Source organism: Desulforhopalus vacuolatus (assembly GCF_016918505.1).
Taxonomy (GTDB): domain Bacteria; phylum Desulfobacterota; class Desulfobulbia; order Desulfobulbales; family Desulfocapsaceae; genus Desulforhopalus; species Desulforhopalus vacuolatus.
In genome coordinates, this window is sequence record NZ_JAFFPZ010000004.1 from 16,026 (window position 1) to 36,674 (window position 20,649).

Genomic DNA, 20,649 nt, shown 5'->3' on the forward strand with positions numbered 1-20,649 from the left:
GCCAATAGAAAATGTAAATGGTATCACTATATTTTAAGGGTACCTTGAAGAATCATTCTTTCAAGGTACCCTTATCCTTAAACCAGCTGCCATACCCATTTTATCCCGAGGAACACTGTGACACCCAGGGCAGTGGCACCGCCAATGTTGAGAAGAATACCGTTCTTATTTTCCTGTGCAAAGGATCTGTCATTGAGCAGTTTCATGAAAATACCCACAAAAAGGGGCGTGCCCACAAACGCCAGGGCAAGCATAATCATCAGAAGGTTGATTGGTTTTCCAGGAAGAAAGGCACCAGGCAGAGCAATAAGACAGCCGATCAAAATGATCAGCCGATACATCTTATCCTCAGGTACCATCTTCCGGTTCATCTGATCTCCAACCACGTAGGCGGCCGCAATAAAGGTGGGCATGATGGTGGAAAATACAGCACACCAGATACCCAGGCAGAAAAACCCATAAGCATAGTCTCCCAACAGGGGTTTAATGGCTTCGGCCATCTCAAACAGGTTCGCTACCTGTATACCTGCAGGATGAAGAACGCTGGCCCCCGTCAGGTAAATGGCAGTACAATACAGACCGAATGCCCCGAGAAGGGAAACCGCCGTATCAGCCAGAGCCAGCGGTAAATCTTTTGTTGTCCATCCCCGCTCATGAACGGTATAGGTCTGCATGGAAAGAATGGTCACATGAATTGAACCGCCCATGATGGCGGTCATCATCAAAACTTCAGCCTTGCCGAAATGGGAAAGGTCTGGAATCAGCCCGGTTAATGCAGCTCCAAGATCAGGTTTGGCAATAAACAGGGTGGCGACAAAACAGATGACCAGCAGTGAAACAATGAGTTTGCAGAAAGTTTCAATGATTGCATACCCCCCGTGGGCCACCAGTCCATAAAACAGAGCGACAAACAATATTCCCCACAGCGGGCTTTCTATGCCTGTAACGAAGCCGGTAACAGCAACCAGGACTTTTAAAAGCACTACATTGCACAGCCAGATGACGATCAAGGCGTCCAGGGCCACAAAAGTGGCAAACTCTTTTCCCCATTTTTCCCGGACAATGCCCACGATACCCTGCCCTCCGATCAAGGCGGTTTTTGCTGCCATGTACTGGCAGACAAAGGCCAGAACCACACTGAGCACTATTACCCATAAAAAGTCGTATCCAAAGGTACCACCAGCCTTGGCCACGCTCAAAGTGGTGCCTGGACCGGCGGCCACGGCGCTGATAATCCAGGCAGGCCCAAATGAGAGCGCAATTCGTTTAAACCGGGGAAGAGAACGTATGTTTTCCATGTCTTTTTTCCTTATTTTAATGCAAAATTTACAGGGTAATGGGTATCTTGAATAATCTTGTATTTCGTTCATATTCGAGGCACAGGAAGAAATTTACCGCAGGTATATGATTGATATCTCGACGTCTCGTTCCTCGCTTTGTCGGAGGATAAATTTTTTACTGTAACGAAGAAGATGGGCGAAAGACTGATTATTCAAGGTAGCCTGATATATTCGGCACGAAGCCGGGAAGTGATGGCAGGCAGGTCAAGGGTGTACAGGACGTCTATGAAATTTGAAAGAAACGTGCCAGGACCTGCTGATTTTTCAGCAGCAAGCTCGCCTGCAATGCCTGCAGTGGCACAGGCTGCTGTTGCCGCCTCAAAAGGAGTTCGACTCACAGCATAAAAGGCAGCGGTCATTGCAGACAGGATACATCCGGTTCCTGTGACTACATTCATGAGAGGTGAACCATTTTTTAAAATCAATGCCTGAGAGGCATCTGTGATCATATACTCTTTCCCGCTGACCAGAAGGCAGGACGCGTGTTCCTTCAGCAGTTGCCCACTCTTTAATTCCAGACCCGGCCCCTGGCCCCCGGCGGTATGCTCCCCCGTCCGGCCATGGTTGATAAGGATTTTCTTTGCCTCGGCCGCACTCACGGCATTGTTTTCCCCCTGGGGGGATGAATTGTCATCTGTAAGAGAAGAGAGTTCAGAGATATTGCCCCGAATAATTTTATGGGGCGCGACAGCCGACAATCTTCTGGCAATCTTTGTCCTGTATGGGCCAGCTCCGGCCCCCACAGGATCGAGGACAAGAGGTTTGTCTGATGCTTCGGCCAATTCCATGAGGGTTGCCATGGTCTCAACCCGCTCCCGGGTCGGTGTGCCGATATTCACGCACAGCCCATCTGAAATCCCGGAGATGTACTCAAGGTCTTCAGTGGCCCAGGACATGGTAGGAGCGGCTCCCATGGCCAGCAGGACATTCGCCGTCTGGTTCATGACCACGAAATTGGTCACCACATGGATCAGAGGCCGCTGTTTTTTAAGTTTTAGGCAGAGTTGATAAATTCTGACTGCGAGGTCTTCCGGGTTGTCCATTTTCTCCCCTTTTATGAAAATTCAAACCAGAACTCTGAGTCAATGGACCAGGGTGCCGGCAGATAAAACAACAACGGGGGGAGGAAGCCATGCAGAACATACCAGCAAGCATAATAGGAAAAAATGAAGTGAATGATACATGATCCGCTTCCCTACGTCGGTATTACCCGCATCAGGTTCCAAGGGTCAGGACGTTTCGGTCCTTCTCAGCTGTTAAAGCTCCCCCAGCAAAAAAACTATGTCGTCTATATTCCCTGTGGTGGATCGATTTGTCAACCGTGTACAAGAAAAAAAGGAAAAAGGAGGCAGGAGGCAGGAAAAAGCAGGGCAACAACACTTGATAACATCCGTTGTGGAATGAGACTGTTTCGAGGTGCTCTTATGAAAGACGGAACAGCGAAAAAAGGCATTTTATTCTTGGCTCATGTTGCGTTTCGGGGTCGTAACCTGGTAAAATACCATTTTTCTTTTAACAACGACTGAAAAGAGTTCAACACTATGAAGGTAAAGAATGTGGTAAACGCTTTGACGAAGTGCAATATCAATTTTTTAGATTACATCTAAGAGGTTAAGAGTGTCTTTCAGCAATCTTTTTAAATACTTGACCTGCAGAGTCTTTGCTCCCGGTGCGATACTGCGCTCTACTTATGAAGCTTTTCAGGAACTCCTGGAGTATGACACCCTGACCCATAAGGAGATGGCAGAATTGGAGGCTCTGTACTATCAGGGAACAAAAGAAGATTTCAGCAGCATACGGAATCGATATGAAAAATTTTCTGCAGATGTTCTGGGTATGGTGGAAAGTCTGGAAAGAATGACTCCCGGATCCCATGCCAGCCTGAAAAGCTATTATAAAAAGTTTGACTTTTACAGCACATTTCTCCTTGCCCCTCCCCCGCTTGATACGGATCCTCCCTATGTGTGTTCTCTTCAGGAAGGGGTTGGCAGGGAAGAACTTGTCGGAGGCAAAGCTTCTCAACTGGCAACATTGGGATCAGAGCTCAATCTTGATATTCCTGAAGGCTTTGTGATTACAGTGAACAGCTTCAATTATTTCATAGAGTACAACGACCTTCGCAAACCCGTTGATGATATTCTCTGTGACATTAAGAGCCGGGAACCCCGCAGCCTGGAGGAGGCCTCTGTCCGACTCAGCAAATTGATCAAACATGCTGAGATTCCTCCTGATATCAGTAAAAAAGTGACTGCTGCCTGGAAACATTTTGCCAGTGGATTTGACGATCCCCCACTTGTGGCTGTGCGCAGCAGCTGTCTCAATGAAGACGGACCCTGTTCTTTTGCTGGACAGTACCTGACTCTGCTCAATGTTGCCGGTGATAATATCCTTGATGCCTGGCGCAGGGTGATCAGCAGCAAATACACCCCGGAAGCCCTGGCGTATCGCATCTCTTCCGGCCTCGGAGATGAGGAGACAGGAATGGCGGTGCTGGTCCTTGAGATGGTTGCCGCAAAGACCAGTGGAGTCTTGTATACGGCTGATCCCTCTGGAGAGGGAGAACAGGATATTTCCATCCATGTTGTTCGTGGGGAAGGAGACGCACTGGTCAGTGGGCGTATTATTCCTGAATCCTATGGGTTGCATGAAAAGAGTGACAGCTCCCCAGGAGGTACAAAGATATTAACGGACCATGAGATTGACACTCTTCGACAAATGGGGCAGATCATTGCTGATCATTTTCATTCCCCAAGAGATGTTGAATGGTTAATTACACAACAGCAACATCTTGTCTTTCTCCAGTGCCGGCCCCTTGGTGTGCAGCATTCCATAACAGCTTCTGAAAAAACAGCACCTCTTGAAAATAAAGGCCGTCTGCTGTTCAAGGCTGGTGTGACCGCAGCGATGGGACAGGCCTGCGGTCCTGCGTACATTGCCGGTCCCGGGTATCCTCTGGAAGATGTTCCCCTGGGATCTGTGCTGATCCTCGGGGAGGCCCTGCCTTCTGCTGTTCGTGTTTTGAAACGAGTGAGTGGAGTGGTAGCAGAACTTGGTTCTGTGGCTGGTCATTTTTCCACAGTCTGCAGAGAATTTGGGGTGCCCCTGCTCCTGGCTGTGGGCGACAATATTCAAAAAATTACGCAGGGTGAAAAACTCAGCCTTTTTACAGATATCCAGGAACTGTGGCAGGGAGATTGTCTGCCGCCACAAAAAACCGTGGCACTGTATGAAAAGGAAGCAGCTCTCCCCTATTTTCGAAGACTGCATGGTCTTCTGGGTTTTGTAACTCCACTGAATCTACTTGATCCAGACTCTAAAAATTTTGTTCCTGAGTCCTGTCGTTCCCTTCATGATATCATACGATTTTCTCATGAACAGGCAGTACGGACGATGTTTTTTCTTGGTGACAGAGGCAGTGGCAGGTCAAAAGAAAAAAGAAAATTAATTTCCAGGCTGCCCCTTGATATTTTCCTGCTGGATGTCGGTGGCGGCCTGCAGACAAAAGACAGCGAAAAGGAGGGTATAGAGGTAGAGGAAGTGTGTTCAGCCCCCTTTCTTGCTCTCTGGGAAGGGCTGACCCACCCTGCTGTGAAGTGGGAGGATCGTTCCCATTTTGATTGGAAAAGTTTCGATGATATTGCACTGGCCGGAGGAGTTGCCTTTAAAAGCGGATCAGAATTTGCCAGCTTTGCAGTAATCGGAGCCAATTACGTGAATTTCAACTTACGTTTTGGATATCATTTTACTCTGGTAGATGCCATCTGTGAGAAAAATGCCGTGAAAAATTATTGCCAGCTGCGCTTTGCGGGAGGAGGTGGTGATTTTTCCGGACGCAGCCTGCGAATTGAGTATGTTGCGACTATTCTCAAAGAGAGTGGTTTTCAGGTGACTGCTAATGGAGATCTTCTGGATGCCAGGCTCCAGCACAAAACCGCAGAAGAAACATTAAAACAGTTACAGGTTGTGGGACGCCTTCTGGGAATCACCAAATTGATGGATATGCGCCTCAAAGATAAACGTATGGTGCAGGAACAGGTGAGAGCATTCTGGGAAGATGCCGCGTAAAATGAGAGGATCAGATATGTCATATAAAATTACCTGGCTGACAAGCCAGCTGGCGGTGGGATATGCTCCCATGTCTTACGAAGAGCTTGATTCTATCAAAGACCAGGGGATAGGGGCCATTGTCAATCTCTGCGGAGAGTTTACTGATCTTCATGAGATTGAAGAACAAGCAGGTTTTGAAGTATGTTTTCTTCCCACTCCGGATGAATGTGCCCCGGATATGGAAAAGATGAAAGAAGCGTTGGAATGGCTGGATGAGGCCCTCTATTTAAAGAAAAAGGTTCTGGTTCATTGTCGCCATGGACATGGGCGTACAGGGACTTTCATCTCTGCCTATTTGCTGCGGCGGGGGCTGGCACTGAAATATACGGAGAAGAAGCTCAAAGGAACCAGGGCAAATCCCACCAACTACAGCCAGTGGAAGCTTCTCAAAAAATACAGTAAGCAGCAGGGACAGCTGGATGCAAGAGAAGCAAGCATTGAAAACCCCGCCACCATTGATTTGCTTCCGTTCTTCGGTGATTACGAAACCCTGCTGGCAGAAGCAGGAAATCCGGCAATTGATACTGCCGTATGTCTGCAGCCTTTTCAGTTACAGCTGATTGAGGCGGTGTATCTCAGCCATACCGTAAACTCAAAACTCAGTCGTAAAAAACGTAATGATGTCCTTGAAAAGGCACTCAAAGATGTCCCCCCGGAGCAATACTCCTGCCCTCTTTTTGCAGAGGGAAGCTGTTTGATATGTGATCAGCGGCCGTTACATTGTCGCAGAATTGAAAATGAAGAACAGAAAAATACATTTAAAAAGAGAACAACACAGATTTCGAGAGAGATATTTTTTGCCCTGACCGATTCTTTTCTGTCGAGTGAAACATTACATTTTTCCATTATTGATACAGTGTCCGGGCGTTTTGTGCAGCAGTATTTCCAGGCAATGCGGGATGGAAAAAAGGAGTAGCAGAAGATGAAAGAGGAAACGTCAAAACGGTTACTTATTGTAGATGATGAAAAGGATTTACTCGTTCTTCTGCGTAAGGTTTTTACAAAAAAATGTGCCTGTGATGTCTCCTTTGCCCAGTCTGGTGTAGAGGCTCTGGAAAAAATAAAAACCTGGCACCCGGATGTGATCATGACTGATATTGTCATGCCCGATATGGACGGGCTGGAACTTCTTGCCAAAGTCTCCGAGTTGGATAGAACTGTCAGTATTGTTATTATGACGGGCTACGGCACCATAGAAATGGCGGTTACAGCGCTGAAGAATGGCGCATATGACTTTTTAGAAAAACCTTTTGATAATACGAAGATATGTCTCATTATTCAGCGAGCCTTTGAACGGACACTGCTGTTGCGTGAAAACCTTCAATTACACAAGGAGTTGCAAAAAAGTGACAGACCCACTGAATTTATAGGTCAGAGTAATGCTCTGCGGCGTACCATAAATCTTTTAACGAGGCTCGGACAGAGCGATGCTACTGTTTTGATTCGTGGAGAATCCGGAACCGGGAAAGAAGTTGCTGCACGGACAATCCATCAGATGAGCAAACGCCGGCAACAAAAAATGATCACAATAAATTGCCCCGCCCTGCCGGAACAGATTCTTGAAAGTGAACTCTTTGGATATGTAAAAGGAGCTTTTACCGGAGCGGATAGAGATAAGGACGGACTCTTTCTTGAAGCATCGGGCTCCACCATTCTTCTTGATGAAATTGCTGATATTCCCGTTTATCTTCAGACCAAACTCCTTCGCGTTCTGCAGGAAAAAGAGATTCAGCCTCTCGGCCAAACCAGCACTGTAAAAGTGGATGTAAGAGTCCTTGCCTCAACGAATCAGGATCTTGAGGCGAAGATAGCTCAAGGTGAATTTCGAGAGGATCTTTTTTATCGCTTGAATGTAATGACTGTAACCATGCCGTCACTTGATGAAATGCAGGAGGACATTCCTTTGCTGGCTCTTCATTTTTTACACGTTTATATGGAGGAATATCAGCGTAAGGGGATGGAGTTTTCCCCGGAAGCGCTGCAATGTCTGGAGCGCAGGGAGTGGAAGGGAAATGTCCGTGAGCTGCAGAGCAGAATCAACCGTGCTGTTTTATTGACACCGGCAAATATTATAACTCCCGACAACCTTCTCAGTCCTGAAGAGTTCGCAGAAAATGAATCCACAAACAATGCAGGGAGCGTCGTTCCCATCTGCATCCACCGACTGCCGTATAATGAAGCCAAAGTGGAAGTGATGAAGTATTTCACTACCACCTACCTCAAGAAAGCCCTGACTGGGAATAGTGGAAATGTATCGGCTGCAGCCCGTGAAAGCGGTTTGGGACGTCAATCGTTTCAGCGCCTGATGCAGCGTTTCAATATCCAGTCTGAATCCTTTAGAAACTGAGTACAGACCTTTCATCCAGGCAAAAGACCTCGACCCGGCCATGCATCCATTATGAGGCACCCCATTTTTCATGGCTCAGCACCTCTGTAGTTCAGTCACGTTCAGCCGTAAAAAGGTATCTTTAAGAACCTTCTTTTCTGTTTATATTTAAGGCACAGGAAGAAATTTCCCGGATCTATGACTTTGATATTACAAAAATAATTTTTTTACTGTAACGAAGAAGGGAGACGAAAGATTGATTATTAAAAATACCATGAATTCGATATCCGATGGTGAAAGATCTACAGGTGCATCATAAATAATGCTGTGCATCATTTATGATGCACTTTTGGTCCCATATTTTTCAAATCCTCTTTACCTCCAGTTGTACATCATCAGCAGTAACTCACTGATTATCCGAGTCAGTTCTTTTTATTACAAAAAAAAAATAACTTTTGGTATTGTATATGCTTACAATAAAATAAATGCAAACCATTGCTCCGTTGTTGTGGCCCAGATCTGAACAAATTCAGGAATAAGCCTGATACCGGAGATGACGGTAAGCCAGCATACGTACCTTCACGAAATTCTTTTCACAAAAGCACGGAAATAATTTCTACGTACTCACACTTTGGATGGTTACGATATGAACGTTCAAAAACGACTCCACAGGATCTTTCCCTTTCTCCTCTTTTTACTGCTGACGATGTTTCCCGGAAGTGCGTGGGCTGTTCAAAGTCATGGTGCTCCTGAAGGTTTGTATGTCCATCAATTTGCCCACATCTTTTATACTGCGGCATTGTGTTATCTTTTCTGGGGTATCCGACACGCTGTATTCAAGTCAAAAGGATGGCGTTATCTCCAGATTTTCTGTTTTTTCATGATACTCTGGAATGTGGTGGCCTTTACCGGGCACGCCCTTGACGCATTGGCAGGCAGTGTCACTTTCAGCAGTGACACTGGATACCTGGGCACCCGCATCCTGGGTCCTTTTACCAGTTTGAAGTTCTGGTATTATTTCACCAAACTCGATCATCTCTTTAGTATTCCCGCACTCTTTTTCCTTTATCTGGGAATGAAAACATTATACCGCAACACCATGGAGGAGAAAGAAGTATGACCAGTCTTCCCATGCTTCCTGCCATTCTCGTAGATATGGCAGGATCTTTTATTATTATCGTCCTCTCATTTCTTTCCCTTCGCTATGCCTGGCTCCTTATTCGCAGGCAGCCGGAAAATTTTCTCTGGGGTTTTCTTTTCTATTTTTGTCTGACTCTGGGGTGTTTTTCTGTTTCTCGAGCCCTTGGACACCTCCTTAAACAAATTCTGCTGATTTTTGGTTATACAGAACAGTGGCATGTACTCGCCCCATACACCGGGGGCTTCAACACCCTGCTGATGACTTCCCTTGCAGCCGTAACTATTTATTATCACAAAGGAATAGAAGGATACCAGGCTATTCAGAAAAAAGCAGACAGTTTGAGAATTGCCAATGAACAGCTTGAAGTATCAGCAGACAAACTTCTAAAATTGAACGAAAATTTAGAGAAAATAGTAGAAAATCGAACCCAAAAACTCTCCGAATCAGAAAAGAAATTCCGGAATTTCTTCACGAATTCCAAGGACATGGTTTATTTCTGCGACGCAACAACCAGAATCGGGACCATGAACCCTGCAGGATTTGAGATGCTTGGATATTCCATGCAGCAGGCGCCGCAACTGGGATTACAGGATATCTTCTATAACCCGGAAGATTTGGAAAAGTACACCGAAGCCCTCACCACCATGGGGTTTGTACAAGACCTGGAAGTGGAATTTGTCCGGGCCGAGGGTACAGTTATTTATGTACTTCTCTCTGCCACGGCTATCTTTGATGAGAATCAAAAATTTAGCGGCTGCGAGGGTATTGCCAAGGATCTCACCAGAGTCAGGACCATGATGAAGCAACTGGCCTCCAGTGAAAAGATGGCCTCTGTCGGACAGATGGCGGCCGGTGTTGCCCATGAAGTCAACACACCACTGGGGGTTATTCTTGGGTATGCCCAGTTGATGATGGATGACTTCAGCCCTGAAAGTGAAGAAGGGCAAAACCTGGAAGTTATCGAACGGCAGGCCAAAGCATGTCGAAAAATTGTTGCGGACCTCCTCAAATTTTCACGCCAGTCAGAAAGTGCCCGGGAAAACATTTTGCTCAATGAAATCCTGGAGGATGTCCTGGCAGTGACAGAACATTCCCTGAACATGGACCATATAAAGGTCTCCCGTGATTTCGACGAAGACCTGCCGATCATTGTGGGAGACCCCGAGAAATTGCGGCAGGTCTTCGTCAATCTTGTCAATAATGCCCGTCATGCCATGGAAGAACAGGGAGGCGGTAAATTGTTCCTGTCCTGCCATTATGAAAAAGAGAGGGACCAGGTGACAGCCACCATAAGGGATACCGGACACGGTATTCCCAAAAAAGTTATGGCACAGATTTTTGATCCTTTCTTTACAACAAAATCCGTAGGTAAGGGAACAGGTCTCGGCCTTTCTGTTTCCTATGGCATTATCAAAGAACATGGCGGGGTTATCGAAGTTGAGAGCCCGGTGCAGACTGCAGATGGAGAATTGAAAGGAACGGCTTTACATGTAAAACTTCCGGTACCACCACTGGAATCAGCGATTGTAATAAAGGATAACCACAGGGAACCTTGAACACTCTGCATTCGTTCATCTTCGAGGCACCCCTCAGTGAAAAGAGTAAAAAACATTTGATGGTGAAAAAAATTACACAACAAGAGGAATCTCATGGCTGAAATATTATCTCTGGATGATGTACAGGACGCAACGATACTGATCGGGAAAATTCTTTCCAAAAAAGGACATACCGTACACAGTTTTACCGATGAAGATGAGGCTATAGCCTATGCGAAGAAAAACAAGATTGATCTCGCTATTCTCGACATCAAACTGGAGAAAATGAGCGGCGTTGAAGTGCTGGGCTTTTTGAAAGAGGCACAGCCGGCCATGAAGGCTATTATGCTCACCGGTTACCCTACCGTTGAAACAGCACGTGAGGCAATCAGTCTCGGTGCTGATGAATACTGCGTTAAACCCATTGACCGTGATGAGCTGGAAGAAAAAGTTGAAAAAGTTCTGCAATCACGAAGCAATAAAAGTGCGATGAGAGTCTAAAAAAAAGGGACACATAATGGATATTAAAGCAACAAATCTGGCCCGAGCCAAAATCTATCAGTTTCTTTCCACCCTCTATCGCGACGAAATTCCTCTGCAGCTTATCAAAAAGATGGGAGAAAGCTCCTTTCTTGACCAGATAAAAAAACTCCAGGATGCCTGCACTATTCAGGATTTCTGCTCCGGTCTGGATCGAATGTGCGGAGGCATAACGTCTTCATCGGCAGAGAACGTTTTTAACGAACTCCGCTACGAATATGCCGATCTGTTTCTCAATGCCGGCAACAATCCCGCATTTCCCTATGAGTCCTGTTATACCACACGGGACCCCCTGGTAATGCAGGAACCGGTGGTAAAAATTCGCGAAGTCCTGAACAAGGCTGGCCTGCACAAAAACAAAGACTATCTTGATCTGGACGACCATATCGCAGTGGAACTTGAACTCATGCGTTATTTGACCGAACAGGCGGCCTGTAAAGAAGTAAGTCAGGAGGCTGAGTTCGAATTTCTGCGCAATCATCTCATGGGCTGGGTGGTAGAATTTTCAGCAGTGCTCACCAGTGCATCCCGGACTGCATTTTATCGAGGCCTGGCAGAGATCACCATGAGTTTTCTCTTCCACGAGCGTATGTTCAGCTTTGCCATGCTCTCCCAGCAGGTCACTGATGATTCCTACGGATTTATCCTGGAACAGATGAGTTCGGCCATTGCAGCATTGGAACTTGGCGATGAATACGTCACTCTTGCTGAGGGAGCAGTTGCACCGGAAAAAGCAAGAAGTGTCAAATCCCATTGTTACATCTGTCTGGGCCTCTGTGGTCAGGAAGTGCGGGTTAAAGACAATATCATCACTGGTTGCAAGGGACTGGCCGGGGACCCGAAGGGTGCTGGCAGACTCTGTATTAAAGGCGGAAACGCCCACAATAACACGTACTCCGCCTACAGGCTGAAAAGCCCCCTGATTAAAGAAAACGGGAGATTTCGCAAGGCTGGCTGGGAAGAGGCCCTTGATCGTATCGTGGAGAATCTGAAACGGATTCATCCCTCAGAAGTTGGCTTTCACCGGGGCAATGACTTCAACAGCTGGTGTCACGAAGCGGTTATGTCTGCCTACGGTACTCCAAACAAGACGACCCATCGACAAATGTGCGACAATCCGGCACGTATGGCAAATGAAAAAAACTTGAGCGAGAAGCGTCCCTGGATTGATTATGAAAATTCAGAATTTATCATGCTGTTTGGTATGAATGAGCTGGCAACCTCTGCCGGACAGCGAAAAGTTGCTGATCTGAAAAAGGCGGTCAAGCGTGGCTGCAAGCTGGTGGTAATCGATCCCCGGTGCAGTGAGACGGCCGATCTTGCTTCGGAGTGGATTGCCATTAAGCCCGGAACCGATGGCGCCATGGCAATGGCCATGTGCTATGTGCTGGTCAAGGAAGATCTCTATGATAAAGAGTTTGTTGAAAAATGGACGTATGGCTTTGAGGCCTTTAAGAAACGTCTCTTTGGTGAAGAGGACGGTATCGTACGTTCACCCGAATGGGCTGCCGAGATCTGTGGCATTTCAGCAGGCACCATTACCCGCCTGGCCCAGGAATTTGCCAGTGCAGCCCCGGCGGTAGGAACCAACAGCTGGACCGGGGTCAGCCAGGGAGCGAACACCTTCCACGCCACGCAGGCACTCATGGCCATGAACGGCCTGATGGGCACCTTTGATGCACCTGGTGGACCGGCCCTTGTCCGGAAGAAAAAACTTGCCTCCGCCTGGGGCGATAACCAGCCCACGCCACCCAATAATGAACCCAAAACCAAGCTTGACAAGGGACGTCTCTGGAGTGGCTGGATTCCTGCCTATTTTGAAAAAGATGTGGATGAAGGCAAACTCAAGGCCATGCTCTGTTACTTTGGTAACCCGGTTATGTCCAGCGGCAGTGAGCCATCAATAAAACGAGCCATCGAAAAACTGGAATTCTCCTGTTCCATCGACTGTTATATGTCCAACACCACCGAACTCTGTGACGTGGTTCTGCCCGACTGCACGTATCTCGAACAGAGCAGAGTCATTGCCGACTGGATGTATGAGTCCTTTATCTCACTGTTTCAGCGGGCCATCGAACCCATGTATAATTCCAGGTCTGTTGTCTCCATCTTTCAGGAGATTGCCAAACGGCTGGGCTACGGGGAGTTCTTCAACTGGAAGGATGAAGATGAGTTCCTGGAAAATCAGCTCAGGAATCAACCTGTCACCCTGGAAGAATTGCGCAAGGTTGGATATTACATCACGGACGAGCAGGAGTATTACAAATATAAGGAATGGGGGTCTATGAACCCGCCAGCCGGATACGGTTCATCCGGAAACACGACGACCGGCAAGTACAACTTCATAAATCCTCTGGCTGAAACAAATGGAGTGGATGGCCTTCCCGACTACAAAACCCCCTGGGAAGACTGGCCGGAACTTGAGCCGGATGATGACCACCCGATGGTCCTTGGATTTTTCCGGGTACTCGAACATGAACACACATCAACCTTCTGGAACGTCTCTTTGATGAAGGCCTGCGGCAACAATCCGGTATGGATCAACTATGTGGATGCCAAAAAGCTGGGAATTGCTGATGGTGACGCAGTGAAGGTCAGTTCACCGTGGAACTCTGTTGAGGCAACAGCCAAAGTCACCTGGGGAATTCGCCAGGGTGTCCTTGCAACTGCCGGAGGCTTTGGCCATAAGTATGGCCTTGAAGGGGATCCCAAGTATCCACAGTACAAGGGCTTTAACAGCAACACGCTTTTACGGCCGAATACAGCCTGCAAATGGACGGCAACACCGCCCTTGAAATATATCAAGACCAGAATAGAAAAAATCTGATCAAAGCCAGACAGGTCCATGCCCTTGTTACAGGAACAAAAATATCTCAAGGTCCTTCAGAAGGTAACCAAACTGACTTCCATGGTCCTGGACCATCAGCAGGTGATGGATACCATCGTCTGCAGTCTTCCAGATCTCATGGCAGTGGACGCGGCGACCATTCGCCTCCTTGATTCCGAGACCGGTCAGTTTGTTATGGGTGCTGCCCATGGCCTGTCTGTAGAGTATCTCTCCCGCTTCAGGATTGATACAGAAGAGACCATAGAGATGATCCGTTCCGGGTATCCAGTTGCCAGAACAGATATGGACCAGAAGGCTGATTACCATGATCAGGAACTGGTGCAGGGTGAGGGTGTAAAATCCGTACTCACCCTGCCCATCATTTTTCAAGACTCCATCATCGGGATGCTTCGGCTCCTGACTCGGGAAAAGCGAATTTTTACGGCCGACGAAATTTCTTTCTCCATGGCCCTTGGTGAACAGGTAGGAATGGCCATCTCCAACAGCAGGATGTTCAACGAGATGGACAACCAGGTGAATTTCATGAAAGAGATTCAGGAGATCTCTACTCTCGTCAATTCCAGTCTCGATCTGTCAGCAATCCTTGATACCATAGCCGAGCGCCTCCCCCGGTCTCTGGGCTGCAAGGGTTGTACTATCCGTCTTGTACAGACTCAAACCAATCAGCTGGATCTGGTGGCCTCCCATGGGCTGTCAGAGACGTATCTGCAGCGGGGGCATGTGGAAAATGAAAAGAACGTAGAGGCGGCCCTCTCCGGTTCTCCGGTTTCCATCTATAATGTGAGCCAGGACGACCGCATTTCCTACAAAAAACACATGGAAAGAGAGGGTATTAAATCTCTGCTTTCCGTACCCATCAAAGCAAGGTCTGAGGTTATCGGGGTGCTGCGCATCCTTTCCGAGAAATCTCACTGTTTTACCAGCAGTGAAATTAACTTTGCAGTCACTGCGGCAGAGGTTGGGGGACTTGCCATCCGTAACGCCAAAACCTATCAACAGATCAGCCTGCTTTGTAACCAGATTGAGGAAAATGAGCATTTTCTGACAAATATTCTGGACTGTATCAGGCCGAAACTCCTGGTTGTTGACAGGGACAAACGCCTGGTGCTGGTGAACAAGGTTTTACAGGAAGAGATGGGCCACTTCGAAACAGAGCTGCTGGGCTCCAGCTATGATACACTCTGGCAGAATCAGGATTGTGATATAATGGAGTGTCCGATAAGCCGGGTCTTGAGAACTGAAAAGAGTACTGCCTTTACCCACAAAACCATCCAGAACGACAAGGTAAACTGGTGTGAGCGTACTGCTTCGCCTATACGTGGACCGGATGGAAAGATTGAATATGTGATTGAAGTTATACGTGATATTACGGCCCAAAAACAGCTGGAAGAAGAACAGCTGGAACGGGTTAAGCTTCAGGGAGTTGTGGAGCTTGCAGGAACAGTTGCCCATGAAATCAACTCACCACTGTTTGCGGCCCTGGGCACTGCTCAATTCCTTGAAGAAGATCTGAAGGAACAGGAACTCATTGATGACATGGGTACAATTATCAGGAACCTTAAAGAGATCAGGGTCCTGACGGGAAAAATGACCAGTATGACCGGCTTTGAAAGCCGTGACTATGTCGGTGATACCAAAATTGTCAAAATAAAGTGATGTTTAAAAACGCTGGTTAACGAACCAGCCCCAAAAAGGAGAAAGTATGAAACGAATTTTACTGCTCTTTATTGTTCTTGCAGGCGCAGTGTTTGTGAGCAGCAATGCAATGGCCACTCAGGCCACATTAAGTGCCGATAAGGTAAAAGCAGGGGGAGCCATCGGGGTTGAAGGTACTATTGATCCCGGCCAGGATCTCTTTGTGGTTGTCTCTACCGACAAATTATTTTCTGCAAAAGATGCCCTCGGCCCCAAAGAAAGAGAACGGTTGATACATGGCCAGGATGGGAAAAATGCCTTTGGTGATACAGCCATCCCTACATCTTTTTACGTGGTTACAAATAGTCCGGATAAACTGGCGACGCCTACAGTCTCTCCCAAAGGCCAGACTTCAGGCATATTTGCGTTCCCGCCATTCAAGTATGATGTCAAGGTGAACAAAATTAAGGCATGGGGTGATATTGATCCTGCTGTTCAGGCCATGATGGGACCTGTCAACAGTGAGAGTCAATGGAAAATGCTCACCTTCACTCATGAAAACAAGTTCGGAATAAATACCGTTGTCAAGGAAAAGCCGAGTACTGGCGGTAATGCCCGAATGATCATGAGTGATTATGCTGCGCAGACCGAGCAATGGAATAAAGGCGTCTCTCTGCAGCTGGACAAGGCCACAGGCAAGTTCTCAGTTACTGTTGCTCCTTACAAAAACATCGCCCCTGATACGGTAATGGCGGTTTATGTAAATGGTCAGAAGATTAACACCTTCAGCATTGAGAAATCAGGATACTTCTTCAAGACAGGCAACGTCTACATGAACCCCCTGGTTATCTTTTTTGGTGCTTTTATCATCGGGATTCTTTTCGTTATCATGGGTGCTGCCGGTGGATTGTTTACCGCAGCTTTTCAGATTACTGCCATTGGCACCAATGGCCCTGTTGGTATCAACGCCGGGAACACCATAAAACCCACCAACCTTTTTCTCACTTTGTGTTCTCCTATCAGTGGACTGCTCAGTTATTTTAAAGAAAAACGCTTCGCCTATCCGGTAGCGATTCCATTTGCTCTTGGAATCGTCATTGGCGCCTTCTTTATTGGACCCCCACTCTCAGCAAAGTATCTCAACCTTGCAGCATTTAAATTTTATCTTGGAATAATCTGCCTGGTTATCGGTGTCAAATTATATATCGAGTCTCTGCCTGGTTCCATTGAAAAGAAAAAGGCAATGAAGGCCATTGTCCAAAAGTTTAATGCAGCAGTGAAAGAAGCCAAAGTATCAGGCAAGGCCATGCAGCTTGGTTCCATTGAATTTGATAAATTTAATCCCGTTAAATTTGAAATGCGGTTCTGGGGCGAGACATTTGTTGCCCAGCCAATGCTGATGCTCTTTGGTGGTATTGTCATGGGCATTATTGCCTCCTCCTTTGGTGTAGGGGGCGGATTCATGTTCATGCCTTTTATGACCACCATGGTTGGCTATCCCATGTATCTGGCAGTACCCATTGCCCTGGCAGGCGCCTTTGCAACCTCTATTGGCGGCATTGCCAAATATGTTATGATGGGATACCAGCCTGACTGGATTATGGCAGCTCTGATCGCAGCCGGTGCCATGTGCGGTGGCCTCGTAGGACCAAAACTTCAGAAAAAGATGCCTGAAATTTTTCTGAAGCGTCTTCTCGCCGGTGCCTTGATCCTGACCTGCTTGAATTACACTGGACTCATCTGGTTCATGCGTTAAGGACCTTTCAGTACATTCCGACAATAAGGGTGAGAGGAGACTCTCACCCTTATTGTTTTTTGTAATGCACACAATACCTTATGGAAGTGTGGATTTATGGAACTCTTGAATACTCTTCTTGATTACATCTTTTACAGAGGAATTCAACCACTGATACTCTGTGTTCGAGACCTGTTTACGTTCATCTTTCTCGACACCATGTCTCTTGCTGGCATTCCTTATAGCGGGCAGGTTGTAATTATTGCTGTCAGCACTGTTCTCTTTGCATTTCTTCTTCGCAAATGGCTCGATGTTGAAACCAAAGAAAAAATATTTCAAAAGAAATTTGCTGCCCAAAAAGCTGAACGAGACAATATCACTGTTATCCCTGATAAAAACAACAGGGATGCCATGTTTACTTCAGCGGATCAATCCATCGACGAAGATTTTAATATCTATCTGGCACAACACTATTTTCGCTATGTCCTGATCTATCTCTTACCAATATTTCTGGTTATGGCCTGGTTGAACAGCACCCTGGATGAAAAGGTTCTCCCTGTCGTTTCAGAACACCCTTACCTCTTTCTACTGCCCTCAAAACCCTTTGGCATGGAAGGTGTCTCAGTAACCCTGCTGTTCCTGTTCAGCTATCTTGTTTCTCTAATCGCTGGTTTTCAACTAAAAAAGCGATACTTTTCACATAAGCATGAGAGTGAATCGTAATATCATACCATTCCTATGAAGTTGTGACCTTACTCAATGCCATTTTCACTTTCTATTGGCGAATGTAAAGGCAGGGGAACGGGAGAAAGGAGACGGGAGACAGGGAAAAGCAAAAGACGGAACAGCGAAAAACTTTTTGCCAAAGGAAAGATCGAAACATGCGAATAAAGGCAAGGTACCTTGAATAATTAAGTTATGCCTCTATTTAAGGAGGCCCAATCCCGGTTGCATCTGGCGTGTATGTTTCGCGGGTTATCGGTGTTCCGTATTCGGTTACGGTTGCACCGTTATCGTTACGTTTATTGTCACCGTGTAGACAAGGCATGCCTTGTCTCTACATCATTGCTGGAATCACTGTTGTGCCGATTTTTCACCAATGAGGTGTAATTTTACATTTTGTATCGGCGGATTCAAAGGCAGGGACGGGAAAAGGGAGACAGGAGGCAGGAGGCAGGAAAAAGCAAAAGATTTCCGTAGAGACGCCCAATTTGGGCGTCTGTCCCACTGTGTCAGCTGCGATCCGCAACAAGAAAAAGATGCAGCTCCCGCGGTCCATGAGCGCCATGCACCATGACCAGCTCAATGTCACCCGTTTTACTGGGGCCGGAAACAAGCGAGAGGTTGTTGGTCAGGCCCTCGGCCTGTTCTGCCTCGTCCCACTTGAGCAGAGTATAGAGCTCTTCCAGTGTTGCAAGCAGTTTGCTCTCCTCTACCACGGCCAGATGAATAGAAGGAACAAGGGAGACAGATCGTGCCTGCCCCGGGCGTGTCTTCATGGCCAGCGTGGCGGTTGCCGCAATACAGTAATCCGCTGAGGTGATGCCGATAAACGATTCCTCAACCTCTTTTCGTGTCTGCTGCCGCTGTTGCTGCCGCTCCTCAGCGGACAATGTCGCAGCAACAGGGCTGGTAGTATAAAGAGAGATATCTTTCAGCTCTGCGGCGGCTTCCAAATTCAGGCTGTTGAGCAGAGGATGGTCCCAGCGAACCACGCTTTTTTTTGTACCCCATTCCGGATCCTTCTCAAGAATGAGTGTGATAATGGCCTGCCTGATATCTTCAAGGCTGCGTTCAGGATGAAAATCAAGGTGCAGAGGGACGGAGACTTCCTGCAGCGTCTTTATGAAAGGCTGACGCTCACCGGGGCTTCGCTGCCTGATATTCTTTAGAATATCCTGCTCTGCTGTGGTCGGTGCTACGGTAAACAAGTCGACTGCCGCGGGTGTTGGACGCCCCAGTGCTGTACTGATATCCCCAATAAAATCTTTCTGAGTTGTCATGAGTCTTTTTTCTCCTTTGTCTCTTTCCATTGCTGCATAAACGTTTTTGGTGCCAGCTTCTTCATGTTGCGGTTGGCAGTCCAGCCGGAAAAGGGCCAGGGCAGACGAGTGATCATCCCCTGTTTTGCCGGGAGCAGATGCTGCAGCATCCTCATGAGGTCGAGCAGTGTATCATAGATTTTACGGTTGTTGTTCAAACGCTGCCAGCCAGAAAAAAGCAGGTTTTCTCCTTTGCTTTTTGGCTGTACCTGCCAGTCGGGATCGCCGTCGGACAATTTGGAGCGAAGCGCCAGCAGCATCCTCGGCAGATTGATTTCCAGCGGACATGCCTGTTTGCAGGCACCGCACAACGTCTCGCCAGCACAAAGGTCGGCAGAAGTATTGATCCCAAAGAGAAGCGGTGTCACCACGGCGCCCACAGGACCGCAATACGGTGAGCCATAAGCCTGGCCGCCAATTTTACCATAGACCGGACAGACATTGAGGCAGGCACCGCAACGGATACAGCAGAGCATCTCGCGAAATTCCGGGTCAGCCAGTATCTTTGAGCGGCCATTATCAATGATGATCAGATGGAATTCCTGTGGGCCGTCGCTGTGGTCTGCCTGAGCCGGACCGCCAACATAGCTTACATATCCGCCAATCTCCTGTGCGGCAGCGCCCATGGACATCAACCGGAGAATACTTTGCTGCTCCTCCAGATTGGCAACGATACGTTCCATCCCCATGAAGGCCACATGGATTTTCGGCAGGGTTGTCGACATGCGGATATTGCCTTCATTGGAGACCGTCACGATATGGCCGGTTTCCGCACAGGCAAGATTGCAGCCGGAAATCCCCATGTCTGCCTTTAAAAATTTTTCGCGCAGGGCCTTCCGTGCGTACCTGGTAAGTGTGGGCGGATCTTCGGTGTAGGGTGTTCCCAGCTTTTCGGTAAAGAGTTCAGCAATCTCTCGACGTGTTTTATGGATGGCCGGAGCAACAATATGGGTCGGGCCTTCACCTGAGAGCTGGAGGATATATTCACCGAGGTCGGTTTCATAAACCTCTATCCCCTCTTTTTCGAGGGCGAGATTGAGGCCAACCTCTTCAGTAACCATGGATTTACCTTTAACCACAGTTTTGACGTCATTCTCCAGCGCAATTTTTTTGCAGATTTCCACAGCTTCTTCTGCCGTTTTTGCAAAATGGACAATACCGCCATGTCCCCGGACCTTGTCAGCCAGAGTTGACAGCAGGACATCAAGGTTATCAATGGCCTTACGTCGAAACTGGTGTGCCCTGGGGCGCATGTCGTGGCCTTCGGGCTGACTGTTGTACAGTTTTTCAGTGGCTGGCCCGAGCCGGTCCTGCAGGCCACCCAGCGCCTTTTGCAGTACGGGATCAGCAATGCCTTTGGAGGCGTTCTCTTTATATTTTTCTGGTGCGATTGTACTCAT

The 20,649-nt window shown here is 47.5% G+C and carries 14 protein-coding genes and 1 riboswitch; of the genes, 10 read left to right on the forward strand and 4 right to left on the reverse strand.

Annotated elements, in window-relative coordinates; genetic code table 11:
* Window positions 1-77: 77 nt before the first annotated feature.
* Window positions 78-1,298, reverse strand: coding sequence for an Nramp family divalent metal transporter (locus tag JWG39_RS03750; protein WP_205218025.1), 1,221 nt, complete (start codon window positions 1,296-1,298; stop codon window positions 78-80).
* Window positions 1,299-1,492: 194 nt separating this feature from the next.
* Complete coding sequence (locus JWG39_RS03755; RefSeq protein ID WP_205218026.1) at window positions 1,493-2,383, reverse strand: hydroxyethylthiazole kinase; 891 nt, start codon at window positions 2,381-2,383, stop codon at window positions 1,493-1,495.
* Window positions 2,384-2,515: 132 nt separating this feature from the next.
* Window positions 2,516-2,619, reverse strand: a riboswitch (TPP riboswitch).
* Between the two features lie 338 nt (window positions 2,620-2,957).
* Between JWG39_RS03755 and JWG39_RS03760 the strand changes: the two genes are divergently transcribed.
* The 10 genes from JWG39_RS03760 (at window position 2,958) to JWG39_RS03805 (ending at window position 17,930) form a co-directional block, all read left to right on the forward strand.
* Entirely contained in the window at window positions 2,958-5,405 is a 2,448-nt protein-coding gene (locus tag JWG39_RS03760; protein ID WP_205218027.1) for a PEP/pyruvate-binding domain-containing protein, read from the forward strand.
* Between the two features lie 16 nt (window positions 5,406-5,421).
* Entirely contained in the window at window positions 5,422-6,363 is a 942-nt protein-coding gene (locus JWG39_RS03765; protein ID WP_240191974.1) for a protein-tyrosine phosphatase family protein, read from the forward strand.
* Between the two features lie 6 nt (window positions 6,364-6,369).
* Window positions 6,370-7,794, forward strand: a complete 1,425-nt coding sequence (locus JWG39_RS03770) for a sigma-54-dependent transcriptional regulator (protein ID WP_205218029.1) — start codon at window positions 6,370-6,372, stop codon at window positions 7,792-7,794.
* Between the two features lie 625 nt (window positions 7,795-8,419).
* Window positions 8,420-8,893: a hypothetical protein gene (locus tag JWG39_RS03775; RefSeq protein ID WP_240191975.1), complete on the forward strand. Its 474-nt coding sequence runs from the start codon at window positions 8,420-8,422 to the stop codon at window positions 8,891-8,893.
* The gene (locus JWG39_RS03780; RefSeq protein WP_205218030.1) at window positions 8,890-10,470 is read left to right on the forward strand and encodes a two-component system sensor histidine kinase NtrB; all 1,581 of its coding nucleotides are present in this window, start codon (window positions 8,890-8,892) and stop codon (window positions 10,468-10,470) included. Before JWG39_RS03775 ends, JWG39_RS03780 begins: the two co-directional genes overlap by 4 nt.
* A gap of 93 nt (window positions 10,471-10,563) precedes the next feature.
* Window positions 10,564-10,950 (forward strand): response regulator, encoded by a 387-nt coding sequence (locus JWG39_RS03785; protein ID WP_205218031.1) that lies wholly within the window; start codon window positions 10,564-10,566, stop codon window positions 10,948-10,950.
* A 16-nt stretch (window positions 10,951-10,966) separates the two neighbouring features.
* Complete coding sequence (locus tag JWG39_RS03790) at window positions 10,967-13,816, forward strand: molybdopterin-dependent oxidoreductase (protein ID WP_205218032.1); 2,850 nt, start codon at window positions 10,967-10,969, stop codon at window positions 13,814-13,816.
* 18 nt (window positions 13,817-13,834) lie between these two features.
* On the forward strand, window positions 13,835-15,493 hold the full coding sequence (locus JWG39_RS03795; RefSeq protein ID WP_205218033.1) for a GAF domain-containing protein: 1,659 nt from the start codon (window positions 13,835-13,837) through the stop codon (window positions 15,491-15,493).
* A 46-nt stretch (window positions 15,494-15,539) separates the two neighbouring features.
* A complete protein-coding gene (locus JWG39_RS03800; protein ID WP_205218034.1) occupies window positions 15,540-17,228 on the forward strand; it encodes a sulfite exporter TauE/SafE family protein in 1,689 nt (562 codons plus the stop codon).
* A 96-nt stretch (window positions 17,229-17,324) separates the two neighbouring features.
* Complete coding sequence (locus JWG39_RS03805) at window positions 17,325-17,930, forward strand: hypothetical protein (protein ID WP_205218035.1); 606 nt, start codon at window positions 17,325-17,327, stop codon at window positions 17,928-17,930.
* A gap of 509 nt (window positions 17,931-18,439) precedes the next feature.
* On the opposite strand, the gene JWG39_RS03810 is transcribed toward JWG39_RS03805, so the two are convergent.
* Both JWG39_RS03810 and JWG39_RS03815 read right to left on the reverse strand, forming a co-directional pair.
* Window positions 18,440-19,210: a LutC/YkgG family protein gene (locus tag JWG39_RS03810; RefSeq protein ID WP_205218036.1), complete on the reverse strand. Its 771-nt coding sequence runs from the start codon at window positions 19,208-19,210 to the stop codon at window positions 18,440-18,442.
* Window positions 19,207-20,649, reverse strand: a complete 1,443-nt coding sequence (locus JWG39_RS03815) for a LutB/LldF family L-lactate oxidation iron-sulfur protein (protein ID WP_205218037.1) — start codon at window positions 20,647-20,649, stop codon at window positions 19,207-19,209. The genes JWG39_RS03810 and JWG39_RS03815 overlap by 4 nt, the downstream gene beginning before the upstream one ends.